The 15,084-nt window shown below is 69.6% G+C and carries 12 protein-coding genes and 1 pseudogene; 7 read left to right on the top strand and 6 right to left on the bottom strand.

Features of this window, described 5'->3' with window-relative positions; all coding sequences use genetic code 11:
* Positions 1-32: 32 nt before the first annotated feature.
* Positions 33-2,228 carry an AAA family ATPase gene (locus ACQUQ0_RS01250; protein WP_435182661.1) on the bottom strand — a complete coding sequence of 732 codons (2,196 nt, stop codon included), beginning with the start codon at positions 2,226-2,228 and terminating at the stop codon, positions 33-35.
* Between the two features lie 113 nt (positions 2,229-2,341).
* Here ACQUQ0_RS01250 and ACQUQ0_RS01245 point away from each other — a divergent pair, with 113 nt between their 5' ends.
* Entirely contained in the window at positions 2,342-2,476 is a 135-nt protein-coding gene (locus ACQUQ0_RS01245) for a DUF7128 family protein (RefSeq protein ID WP_372388469.1), read from the top strand.
* Between the two features lie 74 nt (positions 2,477-2,550).
* Here ACQUQ0_RS01245 and ACQUQ0_RS01240 read toward each other — a convergent pair whose 3' ends face one another.
* The 3 genes from ACQUQ0_RS01240 to ACQUQ0_RS01230 form a co-directional block, all read right to left on the bottom strand.
* Positions 2,551-3,240, bottom strand: coding sequence for a DUF7524 family protein (locus ACQUQ0_RS01240; protein WP_435182660.1), 690 nt, complete (start codon positions 3,238-3,240; stop codon positions 2,551-2,553).
* Positions 3,241-3,401: 161 nt separating this feature from the next.
* On the bottom strand, positions 3,402-3,590 hold the full coding sequence (locus ACQUQ0_RS01235; protein ID WP_313689546.1) for a methytransferase partner Trm112: 189 nt from the start codon (positions 3,588-3,590) through the stop codon (positions 3,402-3,404).
* A 201-nt stretch (positions 3,591-3,791) separates the two neighbouring features.
* On the bottom strand, positions 3,792-5,117 hold the full coding sequence (locus tag ACQUQ0_RS01230; RefSeq protein WP_435182659.1) for an adenylosuccinate synthase: 1,326 nt from the start codon (positions 5,115-5,117) through the stop codon (positions 3,792-3,794).
* A gap of 172 nt (positions 5,118-5,289) precedes the next feature.
* Between ACQUQ0_RS01230 and ACQUQ0_RS01225 the strand changes: the two are divergent.
* Together ACQUQ0_RS01225 and ACQUQ0_RS01220 are read left to right on the top strand one after the other, a co-directional pair.
* Positions 5,290-5,933 (top strand): annotated as a pseudogene (locus tag ACQUQ0_RS01225) (NAD(P)-dependent oxidoreductase).
* A gap of 288 nt (positions 5,934-6,221) precedes the next feature.
* Positions 6,222-6,527: a hypothetical protein gene (locus ACQUQ0_RS01220; protein ID WP_435182657.1), complete on the top strand. Its 306-nt coding sequence runs from the start codon at positions 6,222-6,224 to the stop codon at positions 6,525-6,527.
* A gap of 39 nt (positions 6,528-6,566) precedes the next feature.
* Here ACQUQ0_RS01220 and ACQUQ0_RS01215 read toward each other — a convergent pair whose 3' ends face one another.
* Complete coding sequence (locus tag ACQUQ0_RS01215) at positions 6,567-8,915, bottom strand: DUF7527 domain-containing protein (protein ID WP_435182655.1); 2,349 nt, start codon at positions 8,913-8,915, stop codon at positions 6,567-6,569.
* A 94-nt stretch (positions 8,916-9,009) separates the two neighbouring features.
* Between ACQUQ0_RS01215 and ACQUQ0_RS01210 the strand changes: the two genes are divergently transcribed.
* Together ACQUQ0_RS01210 and ACQUQ0_RS01205 are read left to right on the top strand one after the other, a co-directional pair.
* Positions 9,010-10,659 (top strand): potassium channel family protein, encoded by a 1,650-nt coding sequence (locus ACQUQ0_RS01210; RefSeq protein WP_435182654.1) that lies wholly within the window; start codon positions 9,010-9,012, stop codon positions 10,657-10,659.
* A 185-nt stretch (positions 10,660-10,844) separates the two neighbouring features.
* Entirely contained in the window at positions 10,845-11,510 is a 666-nt protein-coding gene (locus tag ACQUQ0_RS01205; protein WP_435182652.1) for a potassium channel family protein, read from the top strand.
* Between the two features lie 106 nt (positions 11,511-11,616).
* Here the strand turns inward: ACQUQ0_RS01205 and ACQUQ0_RS01200 are convergent, their stop codons facing one another.
* Complete coding sequence (locus tag ACQUQ0_RS01200) at positions 11,617-12,888, bottom strand: amidohydrolase (protein ID WP_435182650.1); 1,272 nt, start codon at positions 12,886-12,888, stop codon at positions 11,617-11,619.
* A 318-nt stretch (positions 12,889-13,206) separates the two neighbouring features.
* Here ACQUQ0_RS01200 and ACQUQ0_RS01195 point away from each other — a divergent pair, with 318 nt between their 5' ends.
* Together ACQUQ0_RS01195 and ACQUQ0_RS01190 are read left to right on the top strand one after the other, a co-directional pair.
* Positions 13,207-14,769 carry a Na+/H+ antiporter NhaC family protein gene (locus ACQUQ0_RS01195; RefSeq protein ID WP_435182649.1) on the top strand — a complete coding sequence of 521 codons (1,563 nt, stop codon included), beginning with the start codon at positions 13,207-13,209 and terminating at the stop codon, positions 14,767-14,769.
* On the top strand, positions 14,766-15,032 hold the full coding sequence (locus ACQUQ0_RS01190) for a DUF7513 family protein (RefSeq protein WP_435182648.1): 267 nt from the start codon (positions 14,766-14,768) through the stop codon (positions 15,030-15,032). The genes ACQUQ0_RS01195 and ACQUQ0_RS01190 overlap by 4 nt, the downstream gene beginning before the upstream one ends.
* Positions 15,033-15,084 lie beyond the last annotated feature (52 nt).

The following is a 15,084-nucleotide window of genomic DNA, read 5'->3' as shown; positions in this document are numbered from 1 at the left end:
TGCCGGTGGCACGGACGGTTCGTATCCCCGACCTATCCTGACGGCCCGACGCTCCCCATCGCCGCCTCGAAGTGCGCCCGCGTGAGCAGCACCTCCTCGGCGTGCTCGTTCGCGGCCTCGCCCTCGTAGGCGCTCGCGACGTCCTCGATCGCCCGCATCGACGCCTCGCGAACCACGGCGGCGACGTCGGCGCCGGAGTAGCCCTCCAGGTCCTGCGCGAGGGCGTCGCGGTCGACGTCGCCGGCCAGCGGCTTGCCGTCGAGGTGGACGTCGACGATCTCCCGGCGAGCCGCGCGGTCGGGCGCGGGCACCTCGACGTGTGACTCCAGACGGCCGGGACGCAAGAGCGCGGGGTCGAGCGCCGCCTTCCGGTTCGTCGCCGCGAGGACGACCAACCCCGGGTGGTCGGCGACGCGGTCGAGTTCGGTGAGCAGTTGGGAGACGACGCGCTCGCCGACGCCGGAGTCGCCCCCCGCGGCGTCGCGGTCGGTCGCGACGGCGTCGATCTCGTCGAAGAAGACGATCGCGGGCGCGGCCTGCCGGGCGCGCTCGAACACCTCGCGGACGGCCTTCTCGGACTCGCCGACGTAGCGGTCCAGCAGTTCCGGGCCGGCGACCTGCACGAAGTTGACGCCGCTCTCGCCGGCGATGGCGCGAGCCAGGAGCGTCTTGCCGGTCCCGGGCGGGCCGTACAGGAGCACGCCCGTCGGCGGATCGGTCCTCGCGGCCTCGAACAGCGGGCCGTAGGTCAGCGGCCAGGTGACGGCGCGTTCGAGCGTCCGCTTGGCCTCGTCGAGCCCGCCCACGTCGTCGAACGTCGTCGTCGGCGACTCCGCGACGTACTCGCGCATCGCCGAGGGCTCGACCGCGGCCATCGCGGCCTCGACGTCCGCGCGGGTCACCTCCAGATCCGTGATCGGCGCGTCGACGTCCGCCCGGCGGCCGCGCCGGAGCGCCGTCATCGCGGCCTCGGTCGCAAGCGACTCCAGGTCCGCGCCGACGAAGCCGTGAGTCCGGCTCGCCAGCCGCTCGATGTCGACGTCCTCGGCCAAGGGCATCCGGCGGGTGTGGACCTCCAGGATCTCCCTGCGCCCCTGCTCGTTCGGCACGCCGATCTCGATCTCGCGGTCGAAGCGACCGCCCCTGCGGAGCGCGGGATCGAGCGTGTCAACGCGGTTGGTCGCGCCGATCACGACCACGTCGCCGCGAGCGTCGAGGCCGTCCATGAGCGAGAGGAGCTGGCCGACGACGCGGTTCTCGACGTCGCCGCCGTCGTCGCGCTTGCCCGCGATGGAGTCGATCTCGTCGAAGAAGACGACCGCGGGGGCGTTCTCCCGCGCCGTCTGGAACTTCTCGCGGAGCTTCTCCTCGGATTCGCCCTTGTACTTCGACATGATCTCGGGCCCGGAGACGTCGACGAAGGTGGCGTCGACCTCGTTGGCGACGGCCTTCGCGATCAGCGTCTTGCCGGTGCCCGGCGGCCCGTGCAAGAGGACGCCCTTCGGCGGGTCGATGCCGAGGTGGGCGAAGACCTCCGGCTCCGAGAGGGGCAGTTCGATCATCTCCCGCACGAGATCGAGTTCCTCGTCGAGGCCGCCGATGTCCTCGTAGGTCACCGCCGGCGCGGTCCCCGACGGGCTCGCGTCGGCGGTGCCGTCCGGGGCGGAGCCGTCCTCGCCACTACCGCGGTCGCCGCCCGCGACGGCCGAGACGACCCGGCTCAGCGTTCCCTCGCGTTCGAGTCGAAGCTTCGTCGAGTCCGCGACGCGAACCATCCCGTCGGGCGCCGTCTCGCTCACGACGAACGGCGACGCGCTCAGCGACTCGAAGCGGATCTGGCCGCCGGGCTGGATCGGCCGGTCCCTGATCGCCCGCTTTATTAGTTCGACCGCGCGGTCTTCGTCCTCGAAGGCGACGTCGTCCGGCATCGACAGCGTCACCGTCCGGGCGGTCTCGACGTCGACTTTTCGTACTCTGACGATCTCGCCGATCTTCGCCCCGGCGTTCGCCCGCGTGTCGGCGTCGACGAGCACGACGTCGTCGGGGACGTCGCCGCCCGCCGGCCACACCTTCGCGACCGTCTCGCGCTCGCCCTCGACGACGACGGTGTCGCCGCTGAGCACGCTCAGTCGTCGCCGCGCCGGCTCGGGAAGGCGCGCGATCCCCCGGCCGGCGTCTCGCTTTTCGGCCCCGCGAACGGTTAGTTCGAGGCCGTCGTCCGCGCTCATACTCGCCCTTCGGCGGGCCCGCTCTTTTGTCTTGCCCGGGAGGGAGCACCCGCCGGACGCGCGCTCGACGCACCGGGGGAAGGGTTTTAGCGTGTGACCTCGTGACACCCGATATGGTGTCGACCGTCGAACGTGACGGCCAGACGTGGTACGAGTGCGACGAGTGCGGCCTGCTGCTCGAAGACGAGTCCGACGCGAAGACCCACGAAGAGAACTGTACCGCCGAAGAGCCCTCGTACCTCCAGTGAACGCTCGGGAGGGCTTCGGTTCCCGCCCGAGGTAGCGCACGCTCGCGCGTTGCTGTCCTCGCGTCCGTCCGCGGTCACTCCAGCAGGAGCCACCCGGCGACCGCGACCGCGCCGGTGACGATCACGGCGACGACGAGCGACAGCACCACCTCGCCGACCGCGGCGATCACCGCGAGCCCGACGAGCACGGCGGCCACCGCGAGGCCGAGGAAGGCGAGCGTCTCGGGCGAGGCGGCGTCCACCCGCGCGAGGAGCTCCGGCACCGAGTCGTCGAAGAACGTCGTCCCGCGCTGCGATCGTCGCGCTCGGGGAGTCCGTCGCGTGCGACTCCTCCGATCGCCGCCGCGAGTGAATCTGGAGCTACTCGGGGTGGCGGACGCGGTCCCGCGCTGTTGGGTTTCCTCGGCGTCCGATTGTGCCGCCGCGTCGTCGATGTCGCTCGCATCGGGATTCGCGATGGTGAGTTCGATCGCCGCGGTCTCGGCGCCGTAGCCCGAAACGATATCCAGGCGGCCGCTGGCGGGCGTTCGGTCCGGAACGACGCCGATCGGGATCCGGCTGGTCTCGCCGCCCTCGACGTAGTGGTTGGCCTCGTTGAGCCGCGCGGTCCCCGAGAGGTCGTCGTCGAGGTGGAGATGCACGTGGACCGGACCGCCGGCGTTGTGGAGGACGACGTGGAACGGGCCGCGGACGGTCGCCTCGTCGGGCGCGTCGATCGCGTGGACTGCCCCCTGGTTGAGTTCCACCCGGAGCGACTCTGACACGAAGTGACAGACGTAGCGAACGACTAAAAGCGTTCAGGTGGGCGCGGGTGGACGGCGGGCAGAAGACGGGTGTCGCTATCGTAGCGTTTGCAAGCCTTCACTCACTCGATCGCACGACGGCGTGCGATCGGATGTGTACTCAGTTGCAAACGCTACGGTAGTCAGTCGTCGTCGCGCATGTCCGGCGGCAGGAGGTTCGGAATCCCGTCTTCGATCGGGTAGACCTCGCCGGTGACGGTGCCGATGAGGCGCCCCTCGATGATCTCCTCGCCGTCGCGCTCGTCGACTTCCAGTTCGAGGTCGCTCTTGTCGAGGGGGTCACAGAGGATGTCCATCAGTGACTCTTTCATCGCTCGGTAGGAGGCGAGCGGCCGTGAAAAGGCTACGGGTTCGGTCGGGTGCCGCTCCGGGGGTTTATGTACGACGACGGGACCACCGACGGCGTGATCTGAGAGACGCCCCGCGTCGGGCCGCGGTCGCTCGGCACGCCGACGCGGGGAGCGGTTCGAGAGTTCGGACCGCGCGGGTGCCGACTGTTCGCCCCCTCAGAGCTACTGCTCGAAGGGATTCGCCAGTTCGATCGTCTGCGCGCGGTCGGGGCCGACGCCGACGGCGTAGATCGGCGCGCCGACCTCCTCGGAGAGGTACTCCAGATACGTCTGGGCGTTCTCGGGGATGGCGTCGTAGCCCTCGGCGGCGACGGCGGACCAGTCGACCTCCGGCCACGGCTCGAACTCGCGGAGGTTGGGCTCACAGCGGCCCCAGCGCTCGGTCGTCGCGGGCATCGTCAGCAGCTCTTCGCCGTCGAGGCCGTAGGAGTGGCCCACCTTCACCTCGTCGAGGCCGGCGAGGACGTCGATGTGGTTCACCGCGAGGCCGGTGAAGCCGTTCGCGCGGGCGGCGTGGCGGAGCATCGGGACGTCCAGCCAGCCGATGCGCCGCGGCCGGCCGGTGACGGTGCCGAACTCGCCGCCCTTCTCGCGGATGTAGTCGGCCAGTTCCTCGTCGTCGCCGGTCAGTTCGGTCGGGAGCGGGCCGGTGCCGACCCGCGAGAGGTACGCCTTCACGATGCCGACGACCTCGCCGCGGCCGACGACGGTCGGGCCGACGCCCGTCCCGGTAGCGGCGCCGCCGGCGGTCGGGTTCGAGGAGGTGACGTAGGGGTAGATCCCGTGGTCGATGTCGATCGAGGTGCCCTGTGCGCCCTCGAAGAGGACGTCGTCACCGGCGTCGACGTGAGAGCCGAGGAACTCCCCGGCGTTGACGGTCATCGACTCCTCGCGGAGGCGCTCGCCGATCTCCACGTACTCCTCGTAGACGGCGTCGACGTCGAACGCCTCGCCGGTGTCGACGCCGAAGACGTCCTCGGCGAGCGCGCGCTTCTGCGGGATGACGTACTCCAGCCGGTCCCGGAGTACCTCGGGATCGAGCAGGTCGCCGACGCGGATGCCGCGGCGGCCGGCCTTGTCCTCGTAGGTCGGGCCGATGCCGCGGCCGGTCGTCCCCGCGTCGAGGTCGGAGTCGGACTTCGCCTCCTCTTCGATCCCGTCGAGGACGCGGTGATACGGCATGATGACGTGCGCACGGCGGGCCACGCGGACGTCGGGGTCGAGGCCGCGCTCGCGCAGTTCGTCGATCTCCGAGAACAGCGTCTTGGGGTTGACGACACAGCCGTTGCCGAGGACGCCCACCTTGTCGCGGATGGCGCCGCTCGGCACCAGCGAGAGCTTGTACTCGTCGCCGTCCTGGACGACGGTGTGGCCGGCGTTGTCGCCGCCCTGATACCGGGCGACCACGTCGGCGTCGCCTCCCCACAGGTCGACGAGGGCGCCCTTGCCCTCGTCGCCCAACTGGGAGCCGACAATCGTGACGGTCATACGTGCCGCTACTTCGCCCCCCGTGAAACGGGTTACGGTCCGCCGCGCGGGGGCCTCGGCTCCGCACGCGCCTCTCAGACGTCGCGTGCGATCCGTCTCGACGTCCCGGGTGCCGGTCGGCGTTGCCGGAGCCCTCGCCCTTTGGCCGGCCGACGTCGTAGATAGGTGGCAGGTGCACGTACTGCTGCTCGGCGCCAGCGGGCGGATCGGACGGCGGGTCGCGACGGAACTGCTCGACGGGGACCATGCCGTGACGGGCGCCTCCCGGAGCGGAGCGGAGCGGTCCCCGAGATCGAGGATCCGGACTTCGTCGCGGTCGCCGGCGACGCGACCGACCCGGATCAGATCGCGCGGCTCGCGACAGGTCACGACGCCGTCGCCTCCGCGCTTGGTCCCGGTGACGACGAATCGCCAGAACTGCTCGCGGAGATGATCGGGGCCGTGATCGAGGGGATCCGCCGCGCCTCGGTCGATCGGCTCGTCTGGACGGGCGGCGCCGGCGGCCTGTACGTCGGTCCCGACACCCGTCTCGTCGAGACCGACGACTTCCCCGACGAGTGGGTTCCCATCGCCCGCGCGGCCATCGACGCCTACGAGACTCTCGCGGCGGCCGAGGACCTCCGGTGGACCTACCTCGCGCCCGCGGCGCTCATCGAACCCGGCGAACGGACCGGGGAGTACCGGACCGCCGAGGGTGAACTCGTCACCGACGAGGAGGGCGACGGCTACATATCGATGGAGGACTTCGCGGTCGCGCTGGTCGACGAACTCGAAGACCCCCAAGGGATCCACACGTACCTCGGGACCGGCTACTGATACTGTCGGACAGAGTCATCCGAATCCGGCGTGTCACCGACGCCGAACCCGGACGACATCCGGGACCGCTCGGTCGGATCTCGGACGCACTTCGGACGGCGAACGCTCGCTGCGACCGCTGCCGAGTCACGGGCGTCGAAGCCCCCGAAACCGTCGGATTCAGCCGTCACACGGGCATTAACCGAAGATTAATTACCCGCGCTAGCGTACGTCAAGTCGAGTGGCGTTTCCTGGTTCGTCGGACGGAGGGCAAGGTTTAAATCCCGACCAGACAAGTTAACAGATGACATGATAGACCGACTGGAAAAAGAAGTGGATATGCTAGAACGCCACTTGCAGGTCCTGAGAATGGTCATCGAGAGCGAGCCCATCGGTATCGTGAAGATGTCGAACGAGACCGGCTACCCCCACCACAAGGTTCGGTACTCCCTCCGCGTCCTCGAAGAGGAGAACCTCATCGAGCCGTCGAGCCAGGGCGCCATCACGACCGAGCAGACCGCGGACTTCGTGGACGAACTCGACGAGAAACTGGACCACATCGTCGACAAGCTCGACGAGATGAAGATCGAAGAGACCGTCGAAGTCGAGAACTGAACGCTTCGGCCGGAATCTCGGAGACGTCTCGTCTCTTTTCTACAGATCCGGAACGTTCAGGTGGAACTCACCGTTCCGCGCTTCCACCAGACAGAGGTGGTAGCCACGTTTCCGCGAGAGCTTGACGTACGAGAGCTTGTTCGACCGCGAGAGCAGTCCCCCGCCGGTCGCTTCGGCGACCGTCTCCAGCGCGCCGGGCTCGTAGAAGGACTCGGTGACGTAGAACCCCGCCGCCAGCGACTCGTCGCTCTCGGCGAGGGTTCCCGTGTTCTCCACGAGCGAGCCCACCATCGCCTCGGTGGTCGCGTTCCGCGAGGCGTTGATGTCGGCCACGAACAGCGGATCGCCCATCTTGTCCCGGAAGATGACGTCGAAGGCGCGCTCCTCGGCGCCGTCCTCGCCCGCGATGTCGACGGTACCGGAGAGTTCGATCCGGTCGATGTCGGGAATCGCGTCGAAGACGCCCCCGAGCTTCGATCGGTTCCCGGTCTCGCCGATCTCATAGAGGAGGTCGGAGACGACCCACTCGGCGAACGAGTACTCCGTGCTGTCGTGGAGGAACTCCTCGTAGGGGCGGTCCGCGACGACGAGGTCGTCCGTCTCGAAGGTGGTGTGGTGTTCGAGGCGGAGGTTCGCGCTCACGTCCTCGCGGGAGGCCTTGCCGTCGTGCGCGTGTTCGAGCGTCGCCTCGCCCTTCCTGTCGTACCGGACGAAGAGGTTCGTCCCCGCGAGCGCCCGGTCGGGGGCCATCGTCTCCGTCTCGGCGGCGTCCGCACCCCCGCTCGCGCTCGCCTCCTGGGATTCGAGCTCGGCTTCGAGGCGCTCGACCTCCGACTCCAGCCGCTCGCGCTCGGCTTCGAGTTCGTCGATCCGCTCGCGCTGCTTCTCGCGGGCCGCCTCCAGCTCCTCGACGCGCTCGCGGTACTCGTCGCGCTCCTCGGCGAGGTCGTCGCGCTCGGACTCCAGCGATTCGAGCCGCTCGCGCGCCCGGGAGAGCCGCTTCCGGAGGCGGTCCGCGTGCTGGTCGTCGGTCTCGTTCCGGTCCTGGCCGCGCCGGCGTTCGCGTCTGGCCGCCGCACGGTCGCGGGCCTCGCTGGCGCGTCGTTGCCGCGTCGAGGTCCGTTCGGCCGCCTGTGATTGAGATTTGGACTGGGCGTCGCCCTCTCGGACGCTCGCCTCGCCGTTCGATCGCCCGGGATCGAGGGAGGGAATCGTGCGCGCCTCGCGCCAGCGCTCCTCGTCGGAGAACACGCCGTCGCGCTCGGAATCACTCGGCGGTGAGGGATCGACCGCCCGTGCCTCCGCTCCGGCGGCGGTCTCGGCCGCTCCGCCGCCCGGTCGCTCGGTGCCGTCGACGGGTCTGGGGTCGGATTCTGTTGGCGACGCCCGCTGGTCGTCCACGGCTGTCGCCTCGGCGACGTTCGTTTCGGTAGTCGTGTCCGCCGACGTCGACGACGGCTCGCGAGCATCGGCCTCTGCGGTCGCCGTGGGGGTGTCGGAATCAGCCGGCTCGACGCTCGCGGCGGCGTCGGCGGGATCGTCGACGGCCGCTGTGTCGGTCCCGCGGTTCGCGGCCGTCGGCGCGTTCGGTGGTTCGTCCGCCTCGTCGCTGGCCGACTCGGCCGTCCCGCTGCCGTCCTCGCCTGCGACCGCTTCGTCGTCCGGTCTCAGGTCGGCGTCGGTGGCGTCGACCGCCGATCCGTCGTCTTCGCGGGCCTCGTCGCCGTCGTCGATCGCCGCGTCGCGATCCGCCGTCGGTTCCGTCTCGTCGGCGTCTTCGTCAGCGGCGTCTTCGTCGCTCGTGTCCGATTCGACCGCATCTTCGTCGGCCGTATGGCCGCTGTCCGGGAGTTCGGGGATGTCGACCAGCTCGATGTCGACGTCTTTGACCTCGTAGATCCCGACCTCGTCTGCGGCCTTCTCGAAGGCCTCGTCGCCCGTGACGAGCCGCTGAGAGCTGCCGACGAATGCGGCGCTCATCGACTTCCCGCCGTGGTAGACGACGTAGTAGTCCCCCGAGAGCACGTTCTCGGAGAGCTCGATGTAGCCGGTGAAGCCGCCGCTTTCGAGCGTCTTGTCGGCGTCGGCGAGCGGCGTCTCGTTCGTGTAGTACTTCGCGCGCGTCTCGCCGCCGCGTTCCTGCATCGCGAAGAGGAGCGGCAGGCTCGGGTCGGCCGCGCGGTACGCGGTGAGTGATGCGTCCTCGAAGTCCCCGATTTCCCCCTCGAAAACCCCGACGACGCGGCCGTTCAGGAAGAACGCCCACGTCGTCCCGGCGGAGACGGCTCCGCTGAACTCCGAATCCGAAAGCTGGTGGAGCCCCTCGTATCCGTCCGGCGCGGCGACCGTCTCCCACTCGGTCACCACGTCGATAGTGCGACTGTTCATCCGTGTGTGTATCACGTAATCCGGATCAAATACTTTCCGGAGCGTCAGACGCCGGCTCCGGCGAACTTTTCCCGCCGCGCACCGAGCGACCGGTATGGCAGACGGCTCGGCCTGGTCTTCGACCGAGGCCCGGCGGCGGCTCGGGATCTATCTCGCGGTCGCGCTCGGCGCGGTCGGTTTCTACACGGTCCTCTACCGCTGGACCCTCGCGACCTTCGAGGGGATCTCCGTCGGGTGGATCGAGGCGATGCACGTCGTCGTCGAGACGTTCACGACGACCGGCTACGGCGAGGACGCCGGGCTCTGGAACGCGCCGCCGACGTTCCTGCTCTCGATGGCGATGCAGTTCACCGGCGTCGCGCTCATCTTCACGACGCTGCCGCTCTTCGTCGTGCCCTTGGTCGAGCGCGCGCTCGAACGCGACCCGCCCACGGAGTCGTCGCTCACCGACCACGTGATCGTCACGCCGCTGACCGCCCACGGCGAGATCCTCATCAGCGAACTCCGCTCGAAGGACATCCCGCATCTGGTGATCGAGCCCGACCGCGAGCGGGCCAGGGAGCTCCGCGACGACTACGAGGTCGTCCACGGCGACCCCGAGTCGGTCGCGGACCTGCGCGCCGCCAACGCCGACGCGGCGGTCGCGCTCGTCGCCGACAGCGACGACCGGACGAACGCCAGCGTGATCCTGACCGCAGAGCAGTTAGACGCCGACGTCCGGCTCGTGAGCCTCGTCGAGGAGCCCGAGGTGGCGGACTACCACCGCTACGCCGGCGCCGACGACGTCGTCTCGCCGCGGCAGCTCCTCGGCGAGAGCCTCGCGCGGAAGGCCGCCTCGCCGATCAACCCCGAGAGCGAGGAGGCCGTGCTGATCGGCGACGACTTCGAGGTCGCGGAGGTGCTGATCCACCCCGACAGCGAACTCGAAGGCCGGACGATCGCCGACGGCGAGATCGGCCGGCGGACCGGCGCGGACATCATCGGCATCTGGTCGCGCGGGGAGTTCGTCACGCCGCCGTCGCCCGCGACCGTGCTCGACGAGCGCACGACGCTTCTCGTCACCGGCCACGAGGACCAGGTGGCGCGGCTCCGCGAACTCGCCCGCTCGGAGGCGCGCCGGCACCGCCGCGGCCGGGTCGTCGTCGCGGGCTACGGCGAGGTCGGCTCGACCGCCGCCGACGCGCTCGCCGACGCCGGCGTCCCCCACGTCGTCCTCGACTCCGCGGAGAAGCCAGGCGTCGACGTCGTCGGCGACGTGACCGATCCCGAGGCCTTGGAGCGGGCCGGCGTCGCCGACGCCGAGAGCGTCCTGATCGCGCTCGACGACGACACCACCGCCATCTTCGCGACGCTCGTCGTCGAGCGGCTCGCCCCGGAGGCCGAGATCATCGTCCGGGCGAACGACGCCGCCAGCGTCAAGAAGATCTACCGCGCGGGCGCCGAGTACGTCCTGGCGCTCTCGACGGTCAGCGGGCGGATGCTGGCGTCGAACCTCACCGACGAGGAGGTGATCGCGCCGCAGTCCCAGATCGAGATCGTCCGCGTCGACGCGCCGCGGCTTGTCGGGACGTCGCTCGCGAAGGCGGACGTGCGGGCGCGGACCGGCTCGACCGTCCTCGCCGTCGAGCGCGACGACGAACTCCGCACGGACGTCGGCCCTGACTTCCGGATCCGATCGGGGGACACGCTCGTCGTCGCCGGCACCGACGAGGCCGTCAACGCGTTCAACGAGCGGTACGGTTAGGCCGACTCGACGGCCGACCGCGTTCATCGTGATTACTCTCACTGTTTCCCGCCGAACGCCACCCACGGTGACGGCGTTCGGCGGGCAGAGACGAGCGTAGTCACTATTAGCCGCCGCGCCCGCCCAGTTCGAGTATCGCCCGCGAGACGACGTCGACGCTTCTCGTCACCGGCCACGAGGACCAGGTGGCGCGGCTCCGCGAACTCGCCCGCTCGGAGGCGCGCCGGCACCGCCGCGGCCGGGTCGTCGTCGCGGGCTACGGCGAGGTCGGCTCGACCGCCGCCGACGCGCTCGCCGACGCCGGCGTCCCCCACGTCGTCCTCGACTCCGCGGAGAAGCCAGGCGTCGACGTCGTCGGCGACGTGACCGATCCCGAGGCCTTGGAGCGGGCCGGCGTCGCCGACGCCGAGAGCGTCCTGATCGCGCTCGACGACGACACCACCGCCATCTTCGCGACGCTCGTCGTCGAGCGGCTCGCCCCGGAGGCCGAGATCATCGTCCGGGCGAACGACGCCGCCAGCGTCAAGAAGATCTACCGCGCGGGCGCCGAGTACGTCCTGGCGCTCTCGACGGTCAGCGGGCGGATGCTGGCGTCGAACCTCACCGACGAGGAGGTGATCGCGCCGCAGTCCCAGATCGAGATCGTCCGCGTCGACGCGCCGCGGCTTGTCGGGACGTCGCTCGCGAAGGCGGACGTGCGGGCGCGGACCGGCTCGACCGTCCTCGCCGTCGAGCGCGACGACGAACTCCGCACGGACGTCGGCCCTGACTTCCGGATCCGATCGGGGGACACGCTCGTCGTCGCCGGCACCGACGAGGCCGTCAACGCGTTCAACGAGCGGTACGGTTAGGCCGACTCGACGGCCGACCGCGTTCATCGTGATTACTCTCACTGTTTCCCGCCGAACGCCACCCACGGTGACGGCGTTCGGCGGGCAGAGACGAGCGTAGTCACTATTAGCCGCCGCGCCCGCCCAGTTCGAGTATCGCCCGCGAGACGACGTCGACGCCGACGCCGATGCTCGCCTCGTCGACGTCGAAGGTGGGCGTGTGGTGGCCGCCGGGGTGGTCGGTGCCGATCCCGACGTAGGCCGCCTCGCCCCCGTGTTCCTGGACCGCGCGCATCAGGTACGTCGCGTCCTCGCTGCCGCCGAGGTGGTCGGCATCGAGCACCGAGACGACGCCCTCGGTCTCGCTCGCCGCCCGGCTCACGACGTCCCGGAGTTCCGGGTCGCTCACGGCGGAGGGCGCGCGACCGGCCTGCGTGCGCTCGACCTCGCAGCCGTGCATCTCGGCGGCCGATTCGAGGACGCGCTCGGCGCGCTCGTCCATGTACTCCATCAGGTCGGTGGTCTCGCCGCGGACCTCGCACTCGATGCGGACCCGCTCGGCGACGATGTTCGTCGCCGTCCCGCCCTCGACGACGCCGACGTTCACGCGGGTCGCGCCGTCGCCGTGCCGCGGGATCCCGTAGAGGTTCTCGATCGCCGTCGCGGCCGCCTGCATCGCGTTGTCGCCTTCTTCGGGGCGCGCGCCGGCGTGGGCCGACGCGCCGCGGAACTCAGCCTCGAACTGCGAGACCGCGAGGAAGCCGTCGATGCCCGCGACGACCTCGCCAGAGGGGTGATCGAGGCCGACGTGGACCGCGAGCAGGTAGTCCACGTCGTCGAGGCGACCCGAGTTCGCCATCGGCTCGCCGCCGACGATCCGCTCTTCGCCGGGCTGGAAGAACACCTTCAGCGTCCCCGCGAAGTCGCTTTCGAGGATCCGATCGAGGACGCCCAGCCCGATCGCCGCGTGGGCGTCGTGGCCGCAGGCGTGCATATACCCCCCGCGCGCCGAGCGGAAGCCGCCGGCCGCGGGCGCGTGGTCGTCCGATTCGGACTCGGTGATCGGGAGGGCGTCGATGTCGACCCGGAGGGCGACCGTCGGCCCGTCGCCGCGTTCCGCGACCGCGAGCGCGCCCGTGTAGCCGCCCTTCAGCCGATCGAGGATGTCCTCGCGGGCGCCGGCCTCGCGGGCGCGGTCCAGCCAGGCGTCGAGTTCGTCGTCGTCGGGAACGCCCGCTCTGGAGCCCTCGTCGAGGACCTCCCTGCCGACGTACAGGGAGTCGAGGTCGCGGGTCTCCAGTTCGTCGACGATGCGCGCGGTCGTGTAGAACTCCCGCCAGGCGGGCTCGGGGTGTCGGTGCAGGTCCCGACGGAGTTCGACGAGGTCGTCGGTGGTCACACCCCCGATACTCCCCGGAGGGGCAAGTACTCGACGGGTCCCGCTGTCACGCGTCGCTCGGTTCCGACCCCGGACGCGCCGGTAACACCCGGCGAACCGGACCTAATCAGTATAAATACATATCAATATAATGTCTGTTCGCGGGCGATAGTGGGTGACATCTCTTTTTCCGGCCCGAACAGTCGTAGAGAATTCCACGACGGCAGGTGGGACTGGGATGTCCAAGCTAAAAATGTCGATCTCCCGAACGTGATGATATTTTGGTGGATAGATACTGACTTATTTGTACGTCTCCGATGTAGTGCGGCCCGTGGTAGTATGAGTGACAGCGAAGACACCGAGATCAACGAGGAGATCGCCGAGGCCGAACTGGCCTCGGAGTCGACGCCCGAGATCGCGTTCCGCGGCGGGAAGTTCGTCAGCGCGTTCCCGCTGGCGTTCTTCGTGGTCTGGGCGATCGTCCAGAGCGGCCTGCTCCGGATCGGCGACACGACGGGGCTCGTCGCCGGGATGCTGGTCGCGCTCATCATCGGGATGTTCCTCGTGAAGGGGTCGTGGCAGAGCTATGCGAACACCATCTTCGAGGGGATGACCCGCCGGGTCGCCGCCACCGCGGTCGTCGCGTGGCTGTGGGCCGGGATGTTCGCCGAGACCATCCAGGTCGGCGGCTTCGTCGAGGGCCTCGTCTGGGCCGCGACCGCGGCCAACGTCGGCGCCGGGCTGTTCCCGGCGGTGACGTTCATCCTCGCGGGCCTGCTCGCGACCGGCATCGGGACCGGGTACGGGACGACCGTCGCGTTTACGACGCTGTTCTTCCCGGCCGGCGTCCTGCTCGGCGCTAACCCGGTACTGCTGTTCGGCGCGATCCTCTCGGGCGCCGTCTTCGGCGACAACCTCGCGCCCGTCAGCGACACCACTATCGTGAGCGCGGTGACGCAGGACTCCGACATCGGCGGCGTCGTCGCCTCGCGGTTCAAATACGCGATCGTCGCGGCGTTCGTCGCCCTCGTCGGCTACCTGATCGCGGGGCCCGCGATGGGCGGCCTCGACGTGTCCGCACAGGCCCGCGAGATCCTCATCCAGAACTCCGAGCCCGCCGGCCTGGTCCACCTGATCTCGATGCTGATCGTCATCGGCACCGCGGTCGCCGGCCGACACATCATCGAGGCGATCTCGTGGGGCATCGTCGCGGCCGTCGTCTTCAATCTTGTGTTCGGGCTCGCCTCGGTCCCCGAGATGGTGGTGTTCCGGGCGCCCGAGTCGCTCGGCATCGCGCAGTCGCTGGCGTGGCTCCCCTTCGTCCAGTTGGTACCCGCGGGCCAGACCGGCGTGGGCGGGAGCCTCTACACCGGCGCCCAGGGCTTCTTCCCGCTCATCGTGCTCGTCCTGCTCATCGTCGCCGGCGCCCAGGTGATGATCCGCGGCGGCGGCTTCCAGGCGCTGCAGAACTGGCTGCTCGACTCCGTCGCAACGAGCGTCCGCCGCGCCGAGACCACGATGGTCCTCGGGACGGCGCTCGTCAACGCGATGATCACGATCAACACGGCCGCCGAGATCGCCATCGGGCCCTACATCGCGCGGCTCGGCGAGCGCTTCAACATCAACGGCTACCGGCGCGCGAACATCCTCGACGCCAACACCTCGGCGCTCGGCTACATCTTCCCGTGGTCGGGCGGCGTCCTCGTCGGCTATGCAGTCATCCAGGGCCTCCCCAACGAGTACGAGTGGTTCACCCAGTCGATGGTGGTGAACCCCGCCGACGTCGTGCCGTTCGTGTTCCACGGGTGGGTGCTCGTCGCGGTCTTCCTCCTGGCGGCGCTCACCGGCTTCGGGCTCGAATACACCAGCGACCGCGAGGCCGAGGAGGTGGCTCGCGTATGAGCCTTCTGGAGAAGTACACGAAGGGCTGGTCGTTCCGCAGCAACACCCCGTCGTTCGACGAGGGCGACGAGATCTCGGTTTTCGTCACCGGCGTCGAGGACGGCGAGCCGGTCGCCCGCATCGGCGACTCGAAGCTCCGCGTGACGGGCGGCTCGCGGAATCTGGTCGACAAGCGCGTGCTCCTCCGCGTGACGGGCTTCGACGACGGCGAGCACGTCGGCGAGGCCGAGTACCTCGAAACCGTCGGCGAGAGCGCGTTCTAGAATCCGCCTTCTTCTTCGGGCGATCCGCTTCGCCCTTCACCGCTCGTCGTAA

Source organism: Halobellus sp. EA9, from assembly GCF_051195055.1.
GTDB classification, from domain to species: domain Archaea; phylum Halobacteriota; class Halobacteria; order Halobacteriales; family Haloferacaceae; genus Haloquadratum; species Haloquadratum rubicundus.
Note: the sequence above shows the minus strand (reverse complement) of the source record. Positions and strands in the feature narration are given on the sequence as shown.

Coding starts and splice junctions, on each gene's coding strand:
- ACQUQ0_RS01250 (WP_435182661.1), bottom strand. CDS start 2,228: ATGAGCGCGGACGACGGCCTCGAACTAACCGTTCGCGGGGCCGAAAAG.
- ACQUQ0_RS01245 (WP_372388469.1), top strand. CDS start 2,342: ATGGTGTCGACCGTCGAACGTGACGGCCAGACGTGGTACGAGTGCGAC.
- ACQUQ0_RS01235 (WP_313689546.1), bottom strand. CDS start 3,590: ATGAAAGAGTCACTGATGGACATCCTCTGTGACCCCCTCGACAAGAGC.
- ACQUQ0_RS01230 (WP_435182659.1), bottom strand. CDS start 5,117: ATGACCGTCACGATTGTCGGCTCCCAGTTGGGCGACGAGGGCAAGGGC.
- ACQUQ0_RS01220 (WP_435182657.1), top strand. CDS start 6,222: ATGATAGACCGACTGGAAAAAGAAGTGGATATGCTAGAACGCCACTTG.
- ACQUQ0_RS01215 (WP_435182655.1), bottom strand. CDS start 8,915: ATGAACAGTCGCACTATCGACGTGGTGACCGAGTGGGAGACGGTCGCC.
- ACQUQ0_RS01210 (WP_435182654.1), top strand. CDS start 9,010: ATGGCAGACGGCTCGGCCTGGTCTTCGACCGAGGCCCGGCGGCGGCTC.
- ACQUQ0_RS01195 (WP_435182649.1), top strand. CDS start 13,207: ATGAGTGACAGCGAAGACACCGAGATCAACGAGGAGATCGCCGAGGCC.
- ACQUQ0_RS01190 (WP_435182648.1), top strand. CDS start 14,766: ATGAGCCTTCTGGAGAAGTACACGAAGGGCTGGTCGTTCCGCAGCAAC.